The organism is Bifidobacterium apousia (assembly GCF_007559275.1).
Taxonomy (GTDB): domain Bacteria; phylum Actinomycetota; class Actinomycetes; order Actinomycetales; family Bifidobacteriaceae; genus Bombiscardovia; species Bombiscardovia apousia.
Genome location: NZ_VMHK01000004.1, coordinates 36,736 through 54,432, shown reverse-complemented (window position 1 = coordinate 54,432; position 17,697 = coordinate 36,736). Strand labels below are relative to the sequence as shown.

General features: G+C 63.1%; 18 protein-coding genes. 13 read left to right on the top strand and 5 right to left on the bottom strand.

Features of this window, described 5'->3' with window-relative positions; genetic code table 11:
* Nucleotides 1–49: 49 nt before the first annotated feature.
* Nucleotides 50–343, top strand: a complete 294-nt coding sequence (locus FPK30_RS06185; protein ID WP_024626574.1) for a WXG100 family type VII secretion target — start codon at nt 50–52, stop codon at nt 341–343.
* 195 nt (nt 344–538) lie between these two features.
* Here the strand turns inward: FPK30_RS06185 and groL are convergent, their stop codons facing one another.
* From groL to FPK30_RS06170, 3 genes are all read right to left on the bottom strand, one after another.
* On the bottom strand, nt 539–2,158 hold the full coding sequence (gene groL, locus FPK30_RS06180) for a chaperonin GroEL (protein WP_101432598.1): 1,620 nt from the start codon (nt 2,156–2,158) through the stop codon (nt 539–541).
* Between the two features lie 317 nt (nt 2,159–2,475).
* On the bottom strand, nt 2,476–2,679 hold the full coding sequence (locus tag FPK30_RS06175) for a cold-shock protein (RefSeq protein WP_045924634.1): 204 nt from the start codon (nt 2,677–2,679) through the stop codon (nt 2,476–2,478).
* Between the two features lie 169 nt (nt 2,680–2,848).
* Nucleotides 2,849–3,490, bottom strand: coding sequence for a LytR C-terminal domain-containing protein (locus FPK30_RS06170; RefSeq protein ID WP_144085760.1), 642 nt, complete (start codon nt 3,488–3,490; stop codon nt 2,849–2,851).
* A gap of 149 nt (nt 3,491–3,639) precedes the next feature.
* On the opposite strand from FPK30_RS06170, the gene FPK30_RS06165 reads away from it, so the two are divergent.
* The 12 genes from FPK30_RS06165 (at nt 3,640) to FPK30_RS06110 (ending at nt 15,946) form a co-directional block, all read left to right on the top strand.
* Nucleotides 3,640–4,428, top strand: coding sequence for a uracil-DNA glycosylase (locus FPK30_RS06165; RefSeq protein ID WP_232341819.1), 789 nt, complete (start codon nt 3,640–3,642; stop codon nt 4,426–4,428).
* A gap of 45 nt (nt 4,429–4,473) precedes the next feature.
* Nucleotides 4,474–5,529 (top strand): AAA family ATPase, encoded by a 1,056-nt coding sequence (locus tag FPK30_RS06160; protein ID WP_144085759.1) that lies wholly within the window; start codon nt 4,474–4,476, stop codon nt 5,527–5,529.
* A complete protein-coding gene (locus tag FPK30_RS06155) occupies nt 5,526–6,458 on the top strand; it encodes a DUF58 domain-containing protein (RefSeq protein WP_101432601.1) in 933 nt (310 codons plus the stop codon). Before FPK30_RS06160 ends, FPK30_RS06155 begins: the two co-directional genes overlap by 4 nt.
* Nucleotides 6,455–6,988: a hypothetical protein gene (locus tag FPK30_RS06150; RefSeq protein WP_144085758.1), complete on the top strand. Its 534-nt coding sequence runs from the start codon at nt 6,455–6,457 to the stop codon at nt 6,986–6,988. Before FPK30_RS06155 ends, FPK30_RS06150 begins: the two co-directional genes overlap by 4 nt.
* Complete coding sequence (locus tag FPK30_RS06145) at nt 6,985–8,061, top strand: vWA domain-containing protein (protein WP_144085757.1); 1,077 nt, start codon at nt 6,985–6,987, stop codon at nt 8,059–8,061. Before FPK30_RS06150 ends, FPK30_RS06145 begins: the two co-directional genes overlap by 4 nt.
* Entirely contained in the window at nt 8,058–9,086 is a 1,029-nt protein-coding gene (locus tag FPK30_RS06140) for a vWA domain-containing protein (RefSeq protein ID WP_144085756.1), read from the top strand. Before FPK30_RS06145 ends, FPK30_RS06140 begins: the two co-directional genes overlap by 4 nt.
* The gene (locus FPK30_RS06135; protein WP_144085755.1) at nt 9,083–9,616 is read left to right on the top strand and encodes a DUF6466 family protein; all 534 of its coding nucleotides are present in this window, start codon (nt 9,083–9,085) and stop codon (nt 9,614–9,616) included. The genes FPK30_RS06140 and FPK30_RS06135 overlap by 4 nt, the downstream gene beginning before the upstream one ends.
* Nucleotides 9,617–9,743: 127 nt before the next feature.
* Entirely contained in the window at nt 9,744–10,073 is a 330-nt protein-coding gene (locus tag FPK30_RS06130) for a hypothetical protein (RefSeq protein WP_144085754.1), read from the top strand.
* Nucleotides 10,070–11,497 carry an alpha/beta hydrolase gene (locus FPK30_RS06125; protein ID WP_144085753.1) on the top strand — a complete coding sequence of 476 codons (1,428 nt, stop codon included), beginning with the start codon at nt 10,070–10,072 and terminating at the stop codon, nt 11,495–11,497. Before FPK30_RS06130 ends, FPK30_RS06125 begins: the two co-directional genes overlap by 4 nt.
* A gap of 72 nt (nt 11,498–11,569) precedes the next feature.
* Nucleotides 11,570–13,015: an adenylosuccinate lyase gene (gene purB / locus FPK30_RS06120; protein WP_144085752.1), complete on the top strand. Its 1,446-nt coding sequence runs from the start codon at nt 11,570–11,572 to the stop codon at nt 13,013–13,015.
* Between the two features lie 2 nt (nt 13,016–13,017).
* A complete protein-coding gene (locus FPK30_RS06115) occupies nt 13,018–15,489 on the top strand; it encodes a lysylphosphatidylglycerol synthase transmembrane domain-containing protein (RefSeq protein WP_144085751.1) in 2,472 nt (823 codons plus the stop codon).
* 169 nt (nt 15,490–15,658) lie between these two features.
* Nucleotides 15,659–15,946 carry an HU family DNA-binding protein gene (locus tag FPK30_RS06110; RefSeq protein ID WP_015022121.1) on the top strand — a complete coding sequence of 96 codons (288 nt, stop codon included), beginning with the start codon at nt 15,659–15,661 and terminating at the stop codon, nt 15,944–15,946.
* A gap of 97 nt (nt 15,947–16,043) precedes the next feature.
* Here FPK30_RS06110 and FPK30_RS06105 read toward each other — a convergent pair whose 3' ends face one another.
* Together FPK30_RS06105 and FPK30_RS06100 are read right to left on the bottom strand one after the other, a co-directional pair.
* Entirely contained in the window at nt 16,044–17,471 is a 1,428-nt protein-coding gene (locus FPK30_RS06105) for a proteasome accessory factor PafA2 family protein (protein WP_144085750.1), read from the bottom strand.
* 3 nt (nt 17,472–17,474) lie between these two features.
* Nucleotides 17,475–17,678 (bottom strand): ubiquitin-like protein Pup, encoded by a 204-nt coding sequence (locus FPK30_RS06100; protein WP_144085749.1) that lies wholly within the window; start codon nt 17,676–17,678, stop codon nt 17,475–17,477.
* Nucleotides 17,679–17,697: the final 19 nt, after the last annotated feature.

The following is a 17,697-nucleotide window of genomic DNA, read 5'->3' as shown; positions in this document are numbered from 1 at the left end:
ACGGCATTGGACTCCCCCACCATCACCGCCATTCACGGAAAGGACAATCATGACACGGTTCCAAGTTGATTCGGATCAGATACAGACGGCCTCCGGCGCGGTCAGTGGCTCAATAGGGGCCATCAGAGATGCCGTGGCGGGAATGTACACCAATCTGGACAATCTTCAAAGCGTCTGGCAGGGTTCGGCGGCCAGCCAATTCGCCACAGTGGCCCAGCAGTGGCGCGCCTCACAGGCTCAGATGGAACAGGCGCTTGAAGGTATCCAGGCAGCTCTGACACAGGCATCGTCGCTCTATGCGGACACCGAGGCCCAGGCCACCCGCCTCTTCGCCGGAGCCTGAGCACCAGACCATGGATGTTGGCAGCTTTCAACCGGTTCACCATGAGTACCTGCTGCCAAACCCGGATCGTGAAAACTCATGGCGCAGTAAACGAACAAGCAAACAGGGGCCTGCACACCATAGTCCGGTGTGCAGGCCCCTGTCCTCGGCGATCACCAGGTTCAGCCGGAAAGCCCTCGGCCGAACCTATAAGGATCAGTAGCCCATGTCGCCCTGAGGCTGAGCGGCGGCAGGTGCCGGAGGCTCAGGCTTGTTGGCCACGACAGCCTCGGTGGTCAGGAAGAGCCCGGCGATGGAGGCCGCGTTCTGCAGGGCAGAACGGGTCACCTTGACGGGGTCGGCCACGCCGGCCTCCAGCAGGTCCTGGTACTCGTTGTTGGCGGCATTGAAGCCCTGGCCAGCAGGCAGCGAACGGACCTTGTTGATGACCACGTCACCGGAGATGCCGCTGTTCTCGGCAATCTGCTTGATGGGGGCCTCGATAGCGCGGAAGACGATGGATGCGCCGGTGGACTCGTCGCCATCCAGCTTGACATCCTTCTCAGCCTTGGCAGCGGCCTGAACCAGAGCCACGCCGCCTCCAGGCAGCAGGCCCTCTTCGATGGCGGCCTTGGCGTTGCGGACAGCATCCTCGATGCGGTGCTTGCGCTCCTTGGCCTCGACCTCGGTGGCCGCGCCGACCTTGATGACGGCCACGCCGCCGGCCAGCTTGGCCAGCCGCTCCTGCAGCTTCTCGCGGTCGTAGTCGGAGTCGGTGTTCTCGATCTCGGTGCGGATCTGGCCCACGCGAGCGGAGACCTCATCCTTGGAACCACCGCCGGAGACGATGGTGGTCTCGTCCTTGGAGACGATGACCTTCTTGGCGGTGCCCAGCACGCTCATGTCGATGGAGTCCAGCTTGAGGCCGAGCTCATCGGACACCACCTGTGCGCCGGTCAGAATGGCCATATCCTGCAGCATGGCCTTGCGGCGGTCGCCGAAGCCAGGAGCCTTGACGGCGCAGGAGTTGAAGGTGCCGCGGATCTTGTTGAGGATCAGGGTGGGCAGCGCCTCGCCGTCCACATCCTCAGCGACGATCAGCAGCGGCTTGCCGGTCTTCATGACCAGCTCGGCGATGTGGACCACGTCCTGCTGGCTGGAAACCTTGCCCGAGGTCAGCAGAATGTAGGGATCATCCAGAACGGCGGTCTGGTCGTCATTGTTGGTGACGAAGTAGGGAGCGATGTAGCCCTTGTCGAAGCGCATGCCCTCGGTGAACTCCAGGTCCAGGCCGAAGCGGTTGTTGTCCTCGACGGTGACCACGCCGTCCTGGCCGACCTTGTCCAGGGCCTCGGCGATCTCATTGCCGATCTCGGGGTCGCCTGCAGAGATGGTGGCAGTGGCAGCGATCTGGTCCTTGGTCTCGACTTCCTTGGACTGAGCCACGAGCTCCTTGACGATGGCGTCGGCGGCCTTCTCGATGCCGCGACGCAGAGCGATGGGGTTGGACCCGGCAGCCACGTTCTTCAGGCCCTCATGCACCAGGGACTGGGCCAGTACGGTGGCGGTGGTGGTGCCGTCTCCGGCTACGTCGTCAGTCTTCTTGGCGACTTCCTTGACCAGCTCGGCGCCGATGCGCTCGTAAGGATCCTCCAGGTCGATCTCCTTGGCGATGGAGACGCCGTCGTTGGTGATGGTCGGGGCCCCGTAGGACTTGTCCAGCACCACATTGCGACCCTTGGGGCCCAAGGTGACCTTGACTGTGTCGGCCAGCTTGTCCAGGCCGGCAAGCATGCCCTGACGAGCTTCCTCGTCATACTCGATGATTTTTGCCATTGTTGCTTCCTCCGTCATGGCTTGAGGTTTCATGACCCACCGTCGGCGTGGAACGGAACCCGACCGTCAGCTGTCGTGTTATCACTCCCGCACCTCGAGTGCTAATTCAGCAGATTAGCACTCGGTGGAGCCGAGTGCCAACCTGAGGGGAAAATACGCTGCAGGCTGTATGTCGTATCGGCCCTGACATCGGCCCCGCCCACAGGCAATCCGCACCCTGCACAGTCCCGGCTCAGCACTGTAATTCAAAATACATGCTACAAAAAATGGACCCCGGAATAACCGGGATCCACCATGACGAATACAGAAGACGACAATCAGAGCTTGGTGACCTTGGTTGCCTGCAGACCCTTGGGGCCCTCTTCCACCTGATATTCGACCTTATCTCCCTCATCAAGGGTCTTGAACCCGTCGGACTGAATGGCCGAGTAGTGCACGAACACGTCCTCGCCGCCATCGTCGGGATTGATGAATCCGTAACCCTTGCCAGCGCTGAAGAATTTCACAGTGCCTTGTGCCATAACTAACTTCCTTAACATAGGTGCCGCGTCACAACAGATACGAGACTGACCGCATCTGCCTGGTCGGCAAGGTCAGTTTAGGCCTATTGATAGGGCAATTGCAAAACGCCGAGCCGAAATTCGGGAACTTTTGCCCTCGAATTTCTTTGGTCGTCCGGTTGGCTGAACCTCATTGCATGAGGATGGCTTCCACCGGTGTGGAGGCCACGGAGGACTGCTCCACCTGGGTGATGCCCAACAGGCTGGCCACCTCCTGGGCAGTAGCTTTGTCGGCCTCGTCACGGTAGCGGACCGTACTTACGCCAGGCAGAGCCCCCTGCGGGTTGGTTGCCGTGACCGCAGTGTAACCGGCGTTGACCAGGACCTGGCGCTTGCTGCCTGCATGCCCGGTGATCCTGGTTCCGTTGATGACGGCCACCTGTGTGCCCCTGTTGACCACAGGTGCCGGGCTGCTGCTGGATGCGCTCGCTGAAGGCGACTGCGAGGGCTCCTGTGAAGCCTGCTCCTGGGATGATGTTTCAGCAGAGGGCTTGCTGTCTGAGGAGGAGGAGGCGGACCGCTTGGGCAGATGGCTGCTGATGACCCGGGAGGCATCGGTGTGGGTCTGTTGCCAGGGCAGGGAGCCGCTGACTGCAGCCCATAAGCCCAGTCCGCACAGCACGGCCAAGACCACCACCAGCAGGTAGGGCAGAGCCCTGACCGGCAGGGAACGCGGCCCCCGATGCACACCGACCGGCCCCTTGGGAGGGTTGTCGAACGCATCATGAACCTGGGGGCGCGCCTGCGTCCCATTGTCGCGCGTGCTAGCCATGAACTCTCCTCCGCTCCACCGGATCCTGAACCATTATATGTAATGGGACGCCGGAGCAGCATCCCGCTGACCATCCGACGTTCCCCGCAAGCCTAAGAGAGCCATGACAACCCTGACCGGCTCATATCACCAAGCGATATAGTGACCTTATGAACAGCAGCCAGCCTATTGCCGCAACCTCCCCCGCGCCGACGAACGGAACCGGTACCAACCCTCCGACCATAGCAGGAGGCCAGGGCCGAACCCATCGCAAACCTCTGAGCGCCTTGGTGGACCCCGGCTGGGCCGAGGCTCTCGCTCCTGTCGAGCCCAACATTCACCGTATGGGCGACTTCCTCAGATCCGAGCTGGCCCAGGGCCACCGCTATCTGCCTGCCAGCAAGAACATCCTGCGCGCCTTTACCATCCCCTTCGACTCCATCAAGGTTCTGATCGTGGGCCAAGATCCCTATCCGACGCCCGGCCATCCGGTGGGCCTGAGCTTCTGCGTGGACCCTGCAGTCAGCCCCATTCCCGGCTCCCTGCGCAATATTTACACCGAGCTCAGCTCCGACCTGGGCCTGCCCACGCCCTCCAACGGCGATCTGACGCCTTGGACCAGGCGAGGGGTCATGCTGCTCAACCGCTGCCTGACGGTACGGGTGGGCAAGCCGGCCAGCCACCGGAACAAGGGTTGGGAGGAGATCACCGACGCCGCCATCCGAGCTCTGAACGACCGACGCGACCAGGAGGGCAAGGTCCGGCCCCTGGTGGCCATTCTTTGGGGACGACAGGCCCAGAGCCTGGAGCCCCTGCTGACCAATGCGGCCATCATCAAATCCCCGCATCCCAGCCCCATGTCGGCCCGATACGGCTTCTTCGGATCCCGCCCATTCTCCAAGGCCAACCAAGCGCTGGAGGCCATGGGCGCCCAGCCGGTGGACTGGTCCCTGACCTGAGTCCTGCTGGCTGAGTCGTCAGGAAATGCCGTTACCATATCTGCTATGGCATTATTCCCACCTCGACCCAGTCAGTCCCCATCTGTTCAGCCCGGTCAGGACCGGCAGGTTCCGCCAATCAGCCAGGACGACCTGCAACGTTGCCGTCAGTTGGCCGACCGGATTCGAACCCGCTTTTCCAGGACTCTGGTAGGCCAGGAGAACCTGCGCGAGGCCCTGATCCTGACGCTGGTGGCCTCAGGACACATCCTGATCGAATCCGTGCCCGGCCTGGCCAAGACCACCGCCGCCCAGACTCTGGCCACCTCGGTCTCCGGCAGCTTCAAGCGGATCCAGTGCACGCCCGACCTGATGCCCTCGGATCTGGTAGGCACCCAGGTCTACGACTTCTCCACACAGCGCTTCTCGACACAGCTGGGTCCCATTCACGCCAACTTCGTCCTCATGGACGAGATCAACCGCTCCAACGCCAAGACCCAGTCAGCCATGCTGGAGGCCATGGCCGAGGGCGCCACCACCATCGGCGGCGAACGCATAGCCCTGCCCCGGCCCTTCATGGTGATAGCCACCCAGAACCCCATCGAGGAGGAGGGCACCTACAACCTGCCCGAGGCCCAAATGGACCGGTTCATGCTCAAGGCCGTCATGACCTATCCTGATGCCGACCAGGAGACCCGAATGCTGCAGATGCTGACCAGCCGAGGCACCGATATGCCCGGCAAGGACGATCGGGACGCCTTGACCATCGCCGATGTGGACTTCCTGAGGCAGAAGGCCCGGCAGGTCCACGTGGCACAGCCCATCATGCGATATGCAGTCGATCTGGCGGCCACCAGCAGGGGGGCTGGATCGCGACCCATCCAAGGGCTGGCCGAGCAGGTGAGGCTGGGAGCCAGCCCGCGTGCCTCCATCGCCCTGGTGCGCATCGGCCAGGCCAGGGCCCTGCTGACTGGCAGGGATTACGTCATTCCCGAGGATCTGAAGGACTGGGCCCATTCGGTACTCCGCCACCGGATCCTGCTGACCTTTGAGGCTCAGGCCGACGGCATCAGCAGCGACGACATCATCGACCAGATCGTCGACACGGTGCCGGTGCCATGAGCCGCCGACGCTCGAATCGCGACCCGGTCCGCAGACGGATCGAGTCCTTGGACACCAGCCTCCGGCTTCCCACGGTGCGCAGGGCCCTTGGACTGCTGGAGGGCGAGCACTCCTCTGGCCGACGCGGCGGTGGAGACGAACGTGCCGACCTGCGCGCCTATGAGTTCGGAGACGAAACCCGCATGATCGACTGGCACGCCAGTGCACGGATGGGTCGACCCATGGTGGTTGAGCGCGAGCGCCTGGTTACCAGCAAGGTCTGGCTGCTGCTGGATGTCGGCCGCGAGATGTCCGGAACATGCCCTGACGGGGAGCAGGCCATCCAGGTGGCTGCCAACGCCCTGTGCATGTTCGCTTCCCTCTGCCTGCGCCGCAGCGATGAGGTGGACCTGGTCCTGGTCGATTCATCCGCCATCCGCCGCATACCATGCCAGGGGGGGTTCGCCCGATTCGAACAGACCCTGGACCGGGCTCTGGAGTCGCCGCTGGATCAGCCACGCAACCTTGAGGCCCTGCTGGGCTACGCCGCCGGCATCCAGGACCGGCAGGCCATGCTGGTCATTGCCACCGACCAGTCGGCCTTGCATGTTGACCTGATGCCGACCATCCGACAGTTGGCAACCACCCACCCCTTGAATTTCATCGGAGTGGAGACCATGAATCCCCTGCGGCAACAGCCCGCCATGGGCTCGGTAACGGATGCGCCCAGCGGACGCAAGATCCCGGCCTTCCTGCGTACCGCGAACGGGACGCAAGCCGTGGACCTGCACAGGCGCTATCAGATTGAGGCCTTTAGCCGGGAATTGACCAGAATCGGAGCCTCGCTGATCAGGGCCGACTCCAGCACAGCCATGTTCAACAGGTTCATCCACCTGCTCTCAGCCGGCCGACCAGGCATTCCCATGCGGCAGACGGTGATGGCGGCATGAGTGCTGTCGTCCTGATTCGTCTTGCGTCCGGTCATGGTCAAATCCAGATCATGCCCGCCATGACCCAGCCCACCTGGCTGCTGGCTCTGACGGCGACCGCCATCATACTGGCCCTGGCCCTGGCCGGAGCGGCCATTCTCCTGCCCAGGTTCAGCCGTCAGCAGGAAGAGCATCCGATCCAAGCGAGCCCTGACTCCCTCGATGCATGGCGTCAGCGGATTGATCAGGTGGTGGCCCAGTACGACAAGGGCCAACTGAACCGCGACCAGGCCATGACAGCACTGGCCACCATCGCTCGTGGATTCGCCTCCCGCTCCTGGAACAGTGATATGAAGTCCAAGACTTTGGCCGAAATCCAGGCTCAGCCCCGTACGCCGAGCACCCGGCAGGGTCTGGACCTGCTTCGGCAGACCATAGATGCCCTTTACCCGCCTGAATTTGCCCTTCCCCGGGACAGCACAGGAACCGACGCCACGGTGGATCAGGCAGCCGACTGGGTACGGGAGTTGATTGAACGGTGGCCGCGATGAGCATAGGCAATCTGTCCTGGAGGTGGCCCTGGCTGCCGGTGCTGGCCCTGTTCCTGGCCCTGGCGTTCGGCCTGCTGGCCTCCCGTGCGGCGCGTCGTCGCAAGCTGGATCAGGAACGGGGCGCCCGGATCTGGACCTTGGACAGCGACTTGGACACCGAGGAGGGCCACGAGTCCCTGCGGCGCTGGCGACGATTGAACCGTTGCGCCGCAATCCTGCTCGCTCTGGCCCTGCTGATGGTTTTGAGCCTTGCTGCCAGGCCCGCCCGGGTCGATCGGACACTGGAGCAGGGGCACAACCGCGATATCGTGCTATGTCTGGATGTGTCCGGCTCCACCCTGCCCTACGACCGGCAGGTGATCGCCTCCTACCTCGATCTGGTCCGCAGCTTCCGGGGCGAACGCATGGCTCTGAGCATCTTCAACTCCACCTCGCGCACCGTCTTCCCCCTGACCGACGACTATGGCATGATCACCGCCGAATTGAGCAAGGCGCGACGGATCCTGGACGGGGTGCAGTCCCAGGACCGCATCGATGCCATGAGCGGACGACAGTACCAGGACATCAGCGACTGGCTGGAGGGCACGCAGAACCGCCGGGACACCACCTCACTGATCGGCGACGGGCTGGTGGGTTGCGCTGCGCTCCTGCCGCAATTCACTCCCAAGGGCCAACCCGAACCGGCAAAGGCCGACCAACGTTCGAGCTCCCTGGTCCTGGCCACCGATAACGTGGTCTCCGGCAAACCCACATACACCCTGGAGGAGGCGCTCAAGCTGACCTCGGCCGCAGGAATCGCGGTGGACGGACTCTATTCGGGACCGGACCAAGGCACCGAGGCGGAGAGCACCCGGCAGATGCAGCGGCTGATCGAAGCCCGTGGCGGTATCTTCCTGCAACGGCAGGACGGGAACTCCATCAACGCGCTGGTCCGCCGGATCGAACATCGCCATGGAGCCGACCCACGCCAGCAGGAGCAGTCCAGCCTGGTGGATGCACCCGGCTGGTGGACCCTGGCCCTGGCCCTGGCGCTATCCGGATATCTGCTCCTGGCCTGGAGGCTGAAGCGATGAACATACTCAAGTCCCTGACCTTTGAGCCTGCCCTGGGCTGGGTGGCCGGCGGCCTATTGTCGGGCCTGCTGCTGCTCCTGGCTATTGCGCTGGTCATCCATGGACTGCGCAAGGGCCGGGATACGGATGCCGATCGCTGGGCCTTGGCCCGGCGCACCGCCATGGTCCTGATCCTGGCCCTCATGGTCCTGACCCCAAGCACCGTCAGCAGAACCACCAATAAAGCCGTCAACGCCACTGATGTCTTCATTGCGGTTGACGTGACCGGATCCATGGCAGTCAAGGATGCCGGATATGGGGCCCAGGACGGCATCAGCCGGTTGGAGGCGGCCAAAGCAGCCGTCCGCGGGCTGGTCGACACCTATCCGGATGCATCCTTCTCGGCCCTGAGTTTCGGCGCCTCGGCCAGCGTCGATCTGCCCCTGACCCCCGACGTGCGAGCTGTGGACAACTGGGCCCGCGGGCTGGCCACAGAGCCCACCTCCCGTTCCTCCGGCTCCAGCTTGGATGCTCCTCTGGATCGGCTGACTCTGGCATTGAAGCAGACCAAGGACCAGCATCCCAACGACCGGATCCTGCTCTATCTGATCAGCGATGGAGAGCAGACTGGCAGAGACGAACGGCGATCCTTCAGCGTTCTTAGAGAGGGGCTGGATGAGGCCTTTATCCTGGGAACCGGCTCAGCCAAGGGAGGCCCGGTGCCCTTGACCTCGGATGTCGGCGGCAGCGGCGCCGGAGGCTGGGTGACGGATCCGCAGACCGGCCAGCCGGGCATCTCGGCCATGGATCCGGACACTCTCAAGGCCATGGCCGACGAGATGAGCGGCCACTATCAGGCCCTGGCCAAGGGGGTCACTGTCCGCGAGGGCGCTACAGCTTCGGTCTCCAAGCGCTACCGGGTGACCACGGTCGATCAGGTGCGCCGACATGTCACCCCGCTGGTCTGGCCCTTGGCACTGGTGGAACTGGTCCTGATCCTGGTTGAGGCAGGGCAATGGGTCCGTACTTCGAGGAGATTGCTATGAGCAGGAACACCCTTCGAACGCGTCTGGTCCTTATCGTTTTAGCCCTGATAGCAGCGCTGACCGGGGCATGGGGCCTGATCAACGTCAGAGCCATCGCCACTTACAACGAGGCCACGCGCACACTGAACACCAGCATCCGGCAGGCCCGAAACCCACAGGCAGACCCGGCAGCAATCAAGGCGCTGCAAGATCAGGCAGACCGCCTTTTCGCCCAAGCGGCGCGGCCGGGCCCCTTGCTTCTGCCGAAGACCAGGCAGGCCGCGCAAGCCAACCAAGCGACCAGCACTGCGCTGACCAAACGTACGGAACGGATTCTCAAAAAACAACAAGCAGACACAACCAAGAACGAGCAGGGCGGAAAGAGCGGATCAGGCAAGGGCGCATCCTCCGGGCTGACCAAGCAGCAGGAAGCTGAGGTAGAGGATCTGCTCAAGCGCAACCAGGAACAGAGCGATCCCTCCTCATCCCCCAGCCCAACAGGCAATACGGGCGGCCACCAGGATCGGGAAAAGGGCGTCAAACCCTGGTGACCGGCCTCACCAGGCATTGCTCGATCATTTTTCGAAGACCTGTCCCCATCAAAACGGATCAGGCAACATTCGACCACATGGCCCAATCGACGCCATGCAAGCATGACTGCAGTGATGAAGTAGACGCATGGACAAGTCATCACCATCGTCACTACCCACCCTGGCCCCCTTCCTCGAGCAGTCCTCCTACCTGTCCGATCCTGAGGCGGCCGGAGCCTGCCCCTGCCACGCACGGGTGGCCCGTTGCCGGACCATGCTGGCCGATATGGCTCGGCAGTCGCGAACAACCCTGGTCCACCTGAGCGAATTAGCCGACCAGGCCCTAAGGGTCGACTGGCAGGGAAAGGCCGCTCACGCCTACCGGGCCCAGGTACGGGCCATGGATGCACTCTGCCAGGATCAGCGTGTCCAGGCAGGACGCACCCTGAACCTGATCGATCAAGAGAGCCGACCATGAAGCGGACGGTCACCGCGGCACCCGACGCCAACGGTTACACCAGCACCGAATTGGATCATCTGACCGGCATGGCTGACCGGCTCAACCAGGCAGGCGGTGCCCTGGCCACCCTGCAGACGCAATGGATTCTCACCAATCAGGCTATCCGCAGAACCATGCCAGGGTTGCCCGCCCTCCCCTGCACCCAGGCTGCCGTGCCGCCGCCAGGTCACGCCCGTCTGCCCCTGGACCTGATGGTGACCTTCTGCAGTGACCAAGCTCAGGCCTGCGAAGACCTACGCACCAAGCTCCAGTCTGTGGCCGATCGGCTGACCAAGGCCTATGGGTTGTACTCGCAGGCGGAATCATTCATGGAAAAGCTGATGGACTCCCTGATATCCACGGCCGTGACCCTCTTTCAGCCCATCGCCCCGTATATGTTGGGAACCATCGGTCTGAGCCTGGGAGCAGCTAAACTGACCGGCAAACTGGATGCCTCGCAATTCCAGGAATTTCTGGAAACTACGGCCGGCATCCATCAGCCTCTGCTGGCCGCCGCCGCATCCGACCTGACCTCGGACCACCGCGATCCTATTGGCAGATTGGTCACCGATCCAGGCCTGCTGGTGCCCTTCATCCTCGCTCATCTTCAGGGTGACCAGCTCACGATGGATCCTATACAGCCACAGGGCAAGGGGTTGGGCGAGGCTCATGACATTGCCACCGCCCTGCAAAATCTGGAGAGCCTGGGATCCTGCCAGGACGGCATTCCTTACGCAACCATCGCTGTACAACGATATCGGGAGGCGGACGGCAGGGACCGTTGGCTGGTCTACATACCCGGCACCAGCTCCCATCTCGATTCCCCCATCGGCTGGTTCCAAAACATCCAGCTCATGAGCGACAAGGCTTCAGTACGCGAAAGGGCGGCCTCGCTGCGTCTGGTGGACCAGGCCATGCGCGAGGCTGGGGTGCGCCCGGACGATCCGGTCAGCCTGGTGGGTCATTCCCAGGGCGGTATCGTGGCCGCCACCATGGCCTCGGATCTTTCCAACCGCTACCACTTCGACCACATCGTGACCGTCGGATCGCCCATCGCCCATCGCCAGATAGGGTCAAGCACCTGGGTCACCAGCGTGGAAATGCGCGAAGAGCTGGTCTCCAGCCTCGATGGAGCCGACAACCCCTCACGGCCCAATCAACTGACCGTCAGGGGAAGGGCAGGCGGATCTCCCCCTCCAGGCGGCAGCCAAACTGGCCGGACAGTGACCACTGCCGGATCCGGCAAGGAATCCACCCATGGCATGGCCTACCAGCGGGCGGCCTGGGCCGATGCCCGAGATCAGAACTCACCAGCAGTACGACGTCAGGACAACCACTTCGCCCATGCCATCGAGGGCGATCTGCAGGAGACCCGCTACTACCGCGGCAGGCTACGCCGATGAGCGGGACACGCGGACCCCCAAGAGCACCCATATCGATTCCTGCTGGTTGACCCGGTCGTCTAGGCTGGAGGCATGAACCTGAGCCGAATCACCCCAGTCATCCCCCTCAATCCCTTGGACGGACGTTACCGCAGGCAGACCGCCGATCTGGTGGACTATCTGAGCGAACCTGCCTTGAACCGCGAGCGTATGCGGGTCGAGGTCGAATGGATGATCATGCTGGCCAACGGCTACCAGGGCAACGGCCAGCACCCGGTCCTGCCGGGCGTAGAGCCTCTGACAGAGACAGAACAGGCCTACCTGCGAGCCATCCCCGAGGATTTCGATGCCGATGGCATCACCGAACTGGCAGGCATTGAAGCTCAGACCCACCACGACGTCAAAGCTGTGGAATATTACATCGACCGCCGTCTGGAGGCTTCAGCCACAGCCCTTGGCCCTGAGTCCCAACTTCCCGGGTTGACACCCCTGGTCCACTTCGCCTGCACCAGCGAAGACATCAACAATCTGGCCTATGCCCGCTGCATCCGAGGCGGGGTCGAACAGGTCTGGCTCCCCAAGGCCACCCGAATCGAGAGCCATCTGGCGACCATGGCGGAGCAATACCGGGATCTGCCCATGCTCGCCTTGACCCACGGCCAGCCTGCCACACCCACCACCCTGGGCAAGGAGATGGCGGTCTACGTCCACCGGCTGCACCGGCAGCTGGATCGGATCCGCCATCAGGACTACATGGGCAAGATGAATGGCGCCACTGGAACCTTTGGCGCCCATCTGGCCGCCCTGCCGCAGGTGGATTGGATCGATCTGACCCGGGCCTTCGTCACAGAACGGATGGGCCTGGTCTGGAACCCACTGACCACTCAGATCGAGTCCCACGACTGGCAGGCCGAGCTCTTCGGCAACATCGCCCACCTAGGCCGGATCCTGCACAACCTGGCCGTGGATGTCTGGATGTACATCTCCCGCGGCGTCTTCGCCCAGGAACCCGTCAAAGGCGCCACCGGCTCCAGCACCATGCCCCACAAGGTCAACCCCATACGCTTCGAGAACGCCGAAGCCAATCTGGAGATCTCAGGAGCCCTGCTGGACACCCTGGCCACCACCCTGACCGAAACCCGCTGGCAGCGGGACCTGACTGACTCCACCACCCAGCGCAACATCGGTTCGGCCCTGGGCTACAGCCTGCTGGCTCTGGACAACCTGGACGGCGGCCTGCAGACCATCCACCCCGACAAGGCCCTAATGGCCCACGAGCTTGACAGCAACTGGGAGGTCCTGGGCGAGCCCATACAGACGGCCATGCGGGCCGCCGGACTGGCTGGACGCTCAGGCATGGATCACCCCTATGAGCAGGTCAAGGAGCTGATGAGGGGCAAGAGGATCGGCCGGGAGGATGTCGAGCACTTCATCGACGGCTTGGACCTGGACCAGGACACGGCGAGCCGGCTCAAGGCCTTGACGCCGGCAACCTACACCGGTGCAGCCGGAACCTTGGTGGACTTCGATCGCGACTGACCATGACCCCGTCCCAGTCGACCATCACCCCCGAGGACACCGATTCCGCCGACCCTGTGCAGGAAGACCAGGTCGTCATTCGGGATACCCCACCCCAGCGGGTTCATGATGCCGAAGACCTGCTTCGAGCCCTGGCAGCACTGATCCTGGGAATCCTGGTCACTCTGGCAGCTGTCTATCTGAAGGGCATAGCCGCCGGGGTCGAGTCGGACATGCGCCAGGCCGGCAATGCCATGGACTGGCTCATGGACGTGCCCACGGCCTTCCTTCAGCAAGCAGTGACCGTGACCGTCGTCCTGGCGGTGCTTGTCCATCTGCTGGTCAACAGGGAATGGATCCAGGCCATCACTGCCCCCTTGGCCATGTTCCTGGGCTTCGGGCTGGTCATGCTGACCTCCAACCTGATCCTGAAGGCGGGCAACCCGACCCTGATCGCCTCATTCAGCTCCCAGAACGCCATAGGGTCTCCCGTCCTGCTGCCTGACTTCTATGCCGGTCTGGCTGCCTTCCTGAGTGCAGCAGGACCCCGTCGACTACGCAGCTCGGTCAAGTGGGGATGGAACGCTCTATACGTCGTGGCCATCATCATGGTCGCCATATCCTCCAATTCGGCCAGCGGGGTTCTGGTCTCGCTGATCCTTGGCCGAATCATGGGCATGGTCGTCCGATACCTGGCGGGCACACAGAACAAGGGCGCTTGGGGGCAGGGCGTGGTGCAGGCCATAGCCTCCATCGGCATCCATGCCGCCAGCCTGGAGCGTCAGGATCCCAGTCTAGACAACGATGGCCAGCCACTGCCCGCCCTCGACGACGACCTTATCGAGGCCTCCCGCATCTACAGGGCCCGTGACAGGGATGGCCGCACCTACACGGTTTCGGTCATGGACGGCCAGCTGCACACCATGGGCTATCTGATGCAGCTCTGGCAGTGGATCAAACTGTCCGGAGTCTCCATGCGCCGGGACCGGTCGGTCAGAAACTCCATGCAACACCATATGGCCATGCTGACTGAATTGCGGGACCTGGGACTGACCACCCTGCACCCCTATGGTCTGGCGGAGAGCGCCGAATCCTCAATTCTGGTCCTTGAGGATGATGTCCATCTTGGGCCTTTGGAACCTGAGAACCTGGACGCCGACAGGGCCAAGCAGCTGATGGACTATCTTCGCCGGGCCAACGAGCGCGGCTTCACACACCGCCGCATACGCCCAGAGACTCTGGCCGTGGACCAGTCAGGCTCCGCGGTCATCGCCGGCTGGGAGAACGGCGACAGCGCCAGCTCCCAGGCCAACATCGCCCTGGACCGGGTCCAGCTTCTCGCCCTGATCGCCGCGATGATCGGCGTGGACCAAGCCATCACAGCTGCCCGCGCCTCCTGGGGGGTCAAGACCCTGGCGGGGCTATCGCCATTCTGCCAGATGGTGGCCATTCCGTCACAGACCCAGGCCCTGCCTGGCTGGAATCGACAGATTCTGACTGATCTGCGCAAACAGCTGCAGACCTTGGCTCCTCCTGAGTCGGTGGCTGATACCGGCCAGGTAACCCTCTCACGTTTCAGTCTGCGCAGCTTCGTGGCCCTGGCCTTGCTGGTAGTAGCTGTCGCCGTCATCGTCACCCAGTTCAATCTGCCCCAGGTCATCAGCGCCGTCCGCAATGCCAACCCTTGGATGGCTGGCCTCTCCTTCCTGCTGGGATCACTGTCCTGGGTGGGCTGCGCCATTACCCTAGGAGTCTTCATCGACCCGGCCAAGCGCGACTTTAAGGGCATCTTCCTATCCCAGGTGGCCTCCTCGTTCACCTCGGTCTCCATGCCCGCCGGGGTGGGGCCGGCCTTCGTCAACCTGCAGTTCCTGCGGCGGGACGGCTATGACAACACCATGGCCACGGCCATCATGAGCGCCGTGGTGGCCGTCCAGTTCGCTACCACCTTCTGTCTGCTGATCGGCATCGGGCTGTTCACCGGGCGCAACACCCTATCCGGGATGATCCCCACCAACACCCTGGTCATCGTCATCGGGACAGTGGCCATCATCGCAGCCCTGATCATGGCCGTGCCTTACACACGGCGACTGGTCATGGAACGCCTGATGCCCATCGTGGCCTCCTACGCCCGCCACCTTATAGAGATTCTGACTCAGCCCAGGCAGCTGGTGGTGGCCGTGCTTGGGGCTGTGATGCAGTCAGCCGCCCTGGGCATGAGTTTCTGGGCCGCCCTGATGGCCTTCGGCTGCCGGACCAACGTTTTCGAGACCACCTTCGTCTTCCTCCTGGCCAATACGCTGGGTTCGGCTGTCCCCACACCCGGCGGCCTGGGAGCCATAGAGGCGGTGCTCTTCTCCGCCTTCCGCCTGGCAGGCGTTCCCTCGGGCGTAGCCATCTCGGCCACTCTGGTCTTCCGGGTGGCCACCTATTGGCTGCGCATCCCCTTGGGAGCCTTGGCCATGCGCTGGCTGAGCAACCATAATCGCATCTAAAGGGCCCCTCGGACACTTTCATTCCCAAGGGCCTCAAAAATCGCGTGGTGAAATGTCGAAAACCCCCGGAAAATGCGGTGTTTGGGCCTAATCTGCGCTAATATCAGTCATTGACCGTTGGGCTTTCCCCAAATCAAGCAGTGGGAGGCCCCCGAAAGAAGGATGTTCTATGGCATACAACAAGTCTGATCTCGTTTCGAAGATTGCGCAGAAGTCCAACCTGACCAAGGCTCAGGCGGAAGCTGCTGTCAACGCCTTCCAGGATGTCTTCGTCGAGGCCATGAAGTCCGGTGAGGGTCTGAAGCTGACCGGTCTGTTCTCGGCCGAGCGCGTCAAGCGTGCCGCCCGCACCGGACGCAACCCCCGCACCGGTGAGACCATCAAGATTCCGGCCAGCTATGGCGTGCGGATCTCTGCCGGCTCGCTGCTGAAGAAGGCCGTCACCAACAAGAAGTGAAACCAGCCTTTCTGCAAGGGCCCCGGCATCCATCCACGGATGCCGGGGCCCTTCTTTTTACAGCAGACTTGACCGATGTCCCATATGCAAACCATCCCTAGGCATGCGGCTCCGCTGTACCTCTCAGGAAATCCATCAGGGAGTGGTATCGGGGTGGGCCCAGATGGTCGAAGGGGTCAGGCAGGGTTACCTCGACGCGGTGAGAGCCGCCCAGGACCAGGTGGCTCCAGTCGCAAGACCAGGTGCGCGTTCCCCGGTCCGCGGCACGGACGAAATTGCCACGCAGACGGGCCCGGGTATCCTCTGGAGGTTGATCCATGGCGCGACGTATCTCAGAGTCGTCGACCGGCGAGTGCATGAGCCCATGCCTGACCAGGCCAGGGAAGGACCTTCCCGCGCTCAGATCGTGATAGTCCAGGTCCAGCGCCTTGTCCAGATCCCGTCCGGCGCCTCGCCGACTCAGGCCCTGGAGCAACCGCAGCTTGGCGGCCCAGTCCACCCAGTCAGCCAGATCCTGCCAACGCCCCGCATCCAACGCATCCAAGGCCGCTCTCCACAGTTCCAGGGCCCGCAGTGCTTGGGACCGGTCGATGCCTATATCTTCCTGCTGGTCCACCAAGGCCTTGCAGGCCGACCAATAGGCCTCTTGCAGACCCAGAGCGCTGATGCCGCCCGTCTTCGTGGAAGCCTGCAGATCCAGGGTGACCCGGCCAGTCCGATCCCGGCTGACGGCTCGGACCGCTGCACCAGGATCAGCCAGGGCCCAGTCGGCCAGATCCGGCCGTCGGTCCCGGCGGCAGGCTTGCTCGATCAGGTTCAGGACCAGGTGGGTGCTGGCCATCTTAAACCAAGTGACCAAGGGCGACCGGTTGGTGTCCCCAACGATCACATGCAGACGCCGCCATCGTTCAGGATCAGCCAGCGGCTCGTCACGGGTGTTGACCATAGGACGGGCACGGGTGGTGGCCGAGGAGACCCCTTCGTCCAGAAAATCGGCCCGCTGGCTGAGCTGGAACCCATCGGGACTCAGACGACCCGCCCCGGTGATCAGCTGTCGGGTGACCAGAAAGGGGACCAGGCAGGCTCCGATCATGTCCAGGGGGACTCGCCGGTCCAGCAAATAGTTCTCATGGCAGCCGAAGGCATGGCCTTGGGCATCCACATTGTTGGCAAAGAGGTGAACCTTCACCGGCCTGCCCAGGTCCTCCGCCAGGCGTTTCCCGGCGCGCTCCGCAAGGTCGGTCACGATCCGCTCACCGGCCAGCACCTGGGTCAGGGCCGTCAGCGGATCGCGGGCCTCCGCCGTGGCATACTCCGGGTGGGAGCCCACGTCCAGGTAGAGTCGGGCGCCATTGGGCAGATAGATGTTGGTTGACCCGTGCTTCTCAATCAGAGGGCGGAACATGGCCATGGCGACCCGGCCGGCAGCGTAGGGTCCACTGGCGCCGGTCAGGCTCAGTCCGTATTCGGTCTCGATGCCGAATATCCTGCGAAAGTCCGAGTCAGCCCCCTGCCCGTCCGCCATGGATCACTGGCCGCCCTTCTGGACAAAGCCCTGCACATACTCCTTGGCGTTGGTCTCCAGGGTGGTCTCGATGTCATCAAGGACCGCATCCAGGTCGGACTCAGCCGTCTGACCCTGTTTATGCGCCCCGGTCTGCGGCAGATTCTCTTCCTGCTCCTGCCGCTGCCCGGCTGCCACATGCCGTCCCTGCTGGGATGCCTCAGCCATGGTCGCCCTCCTTTCCGGC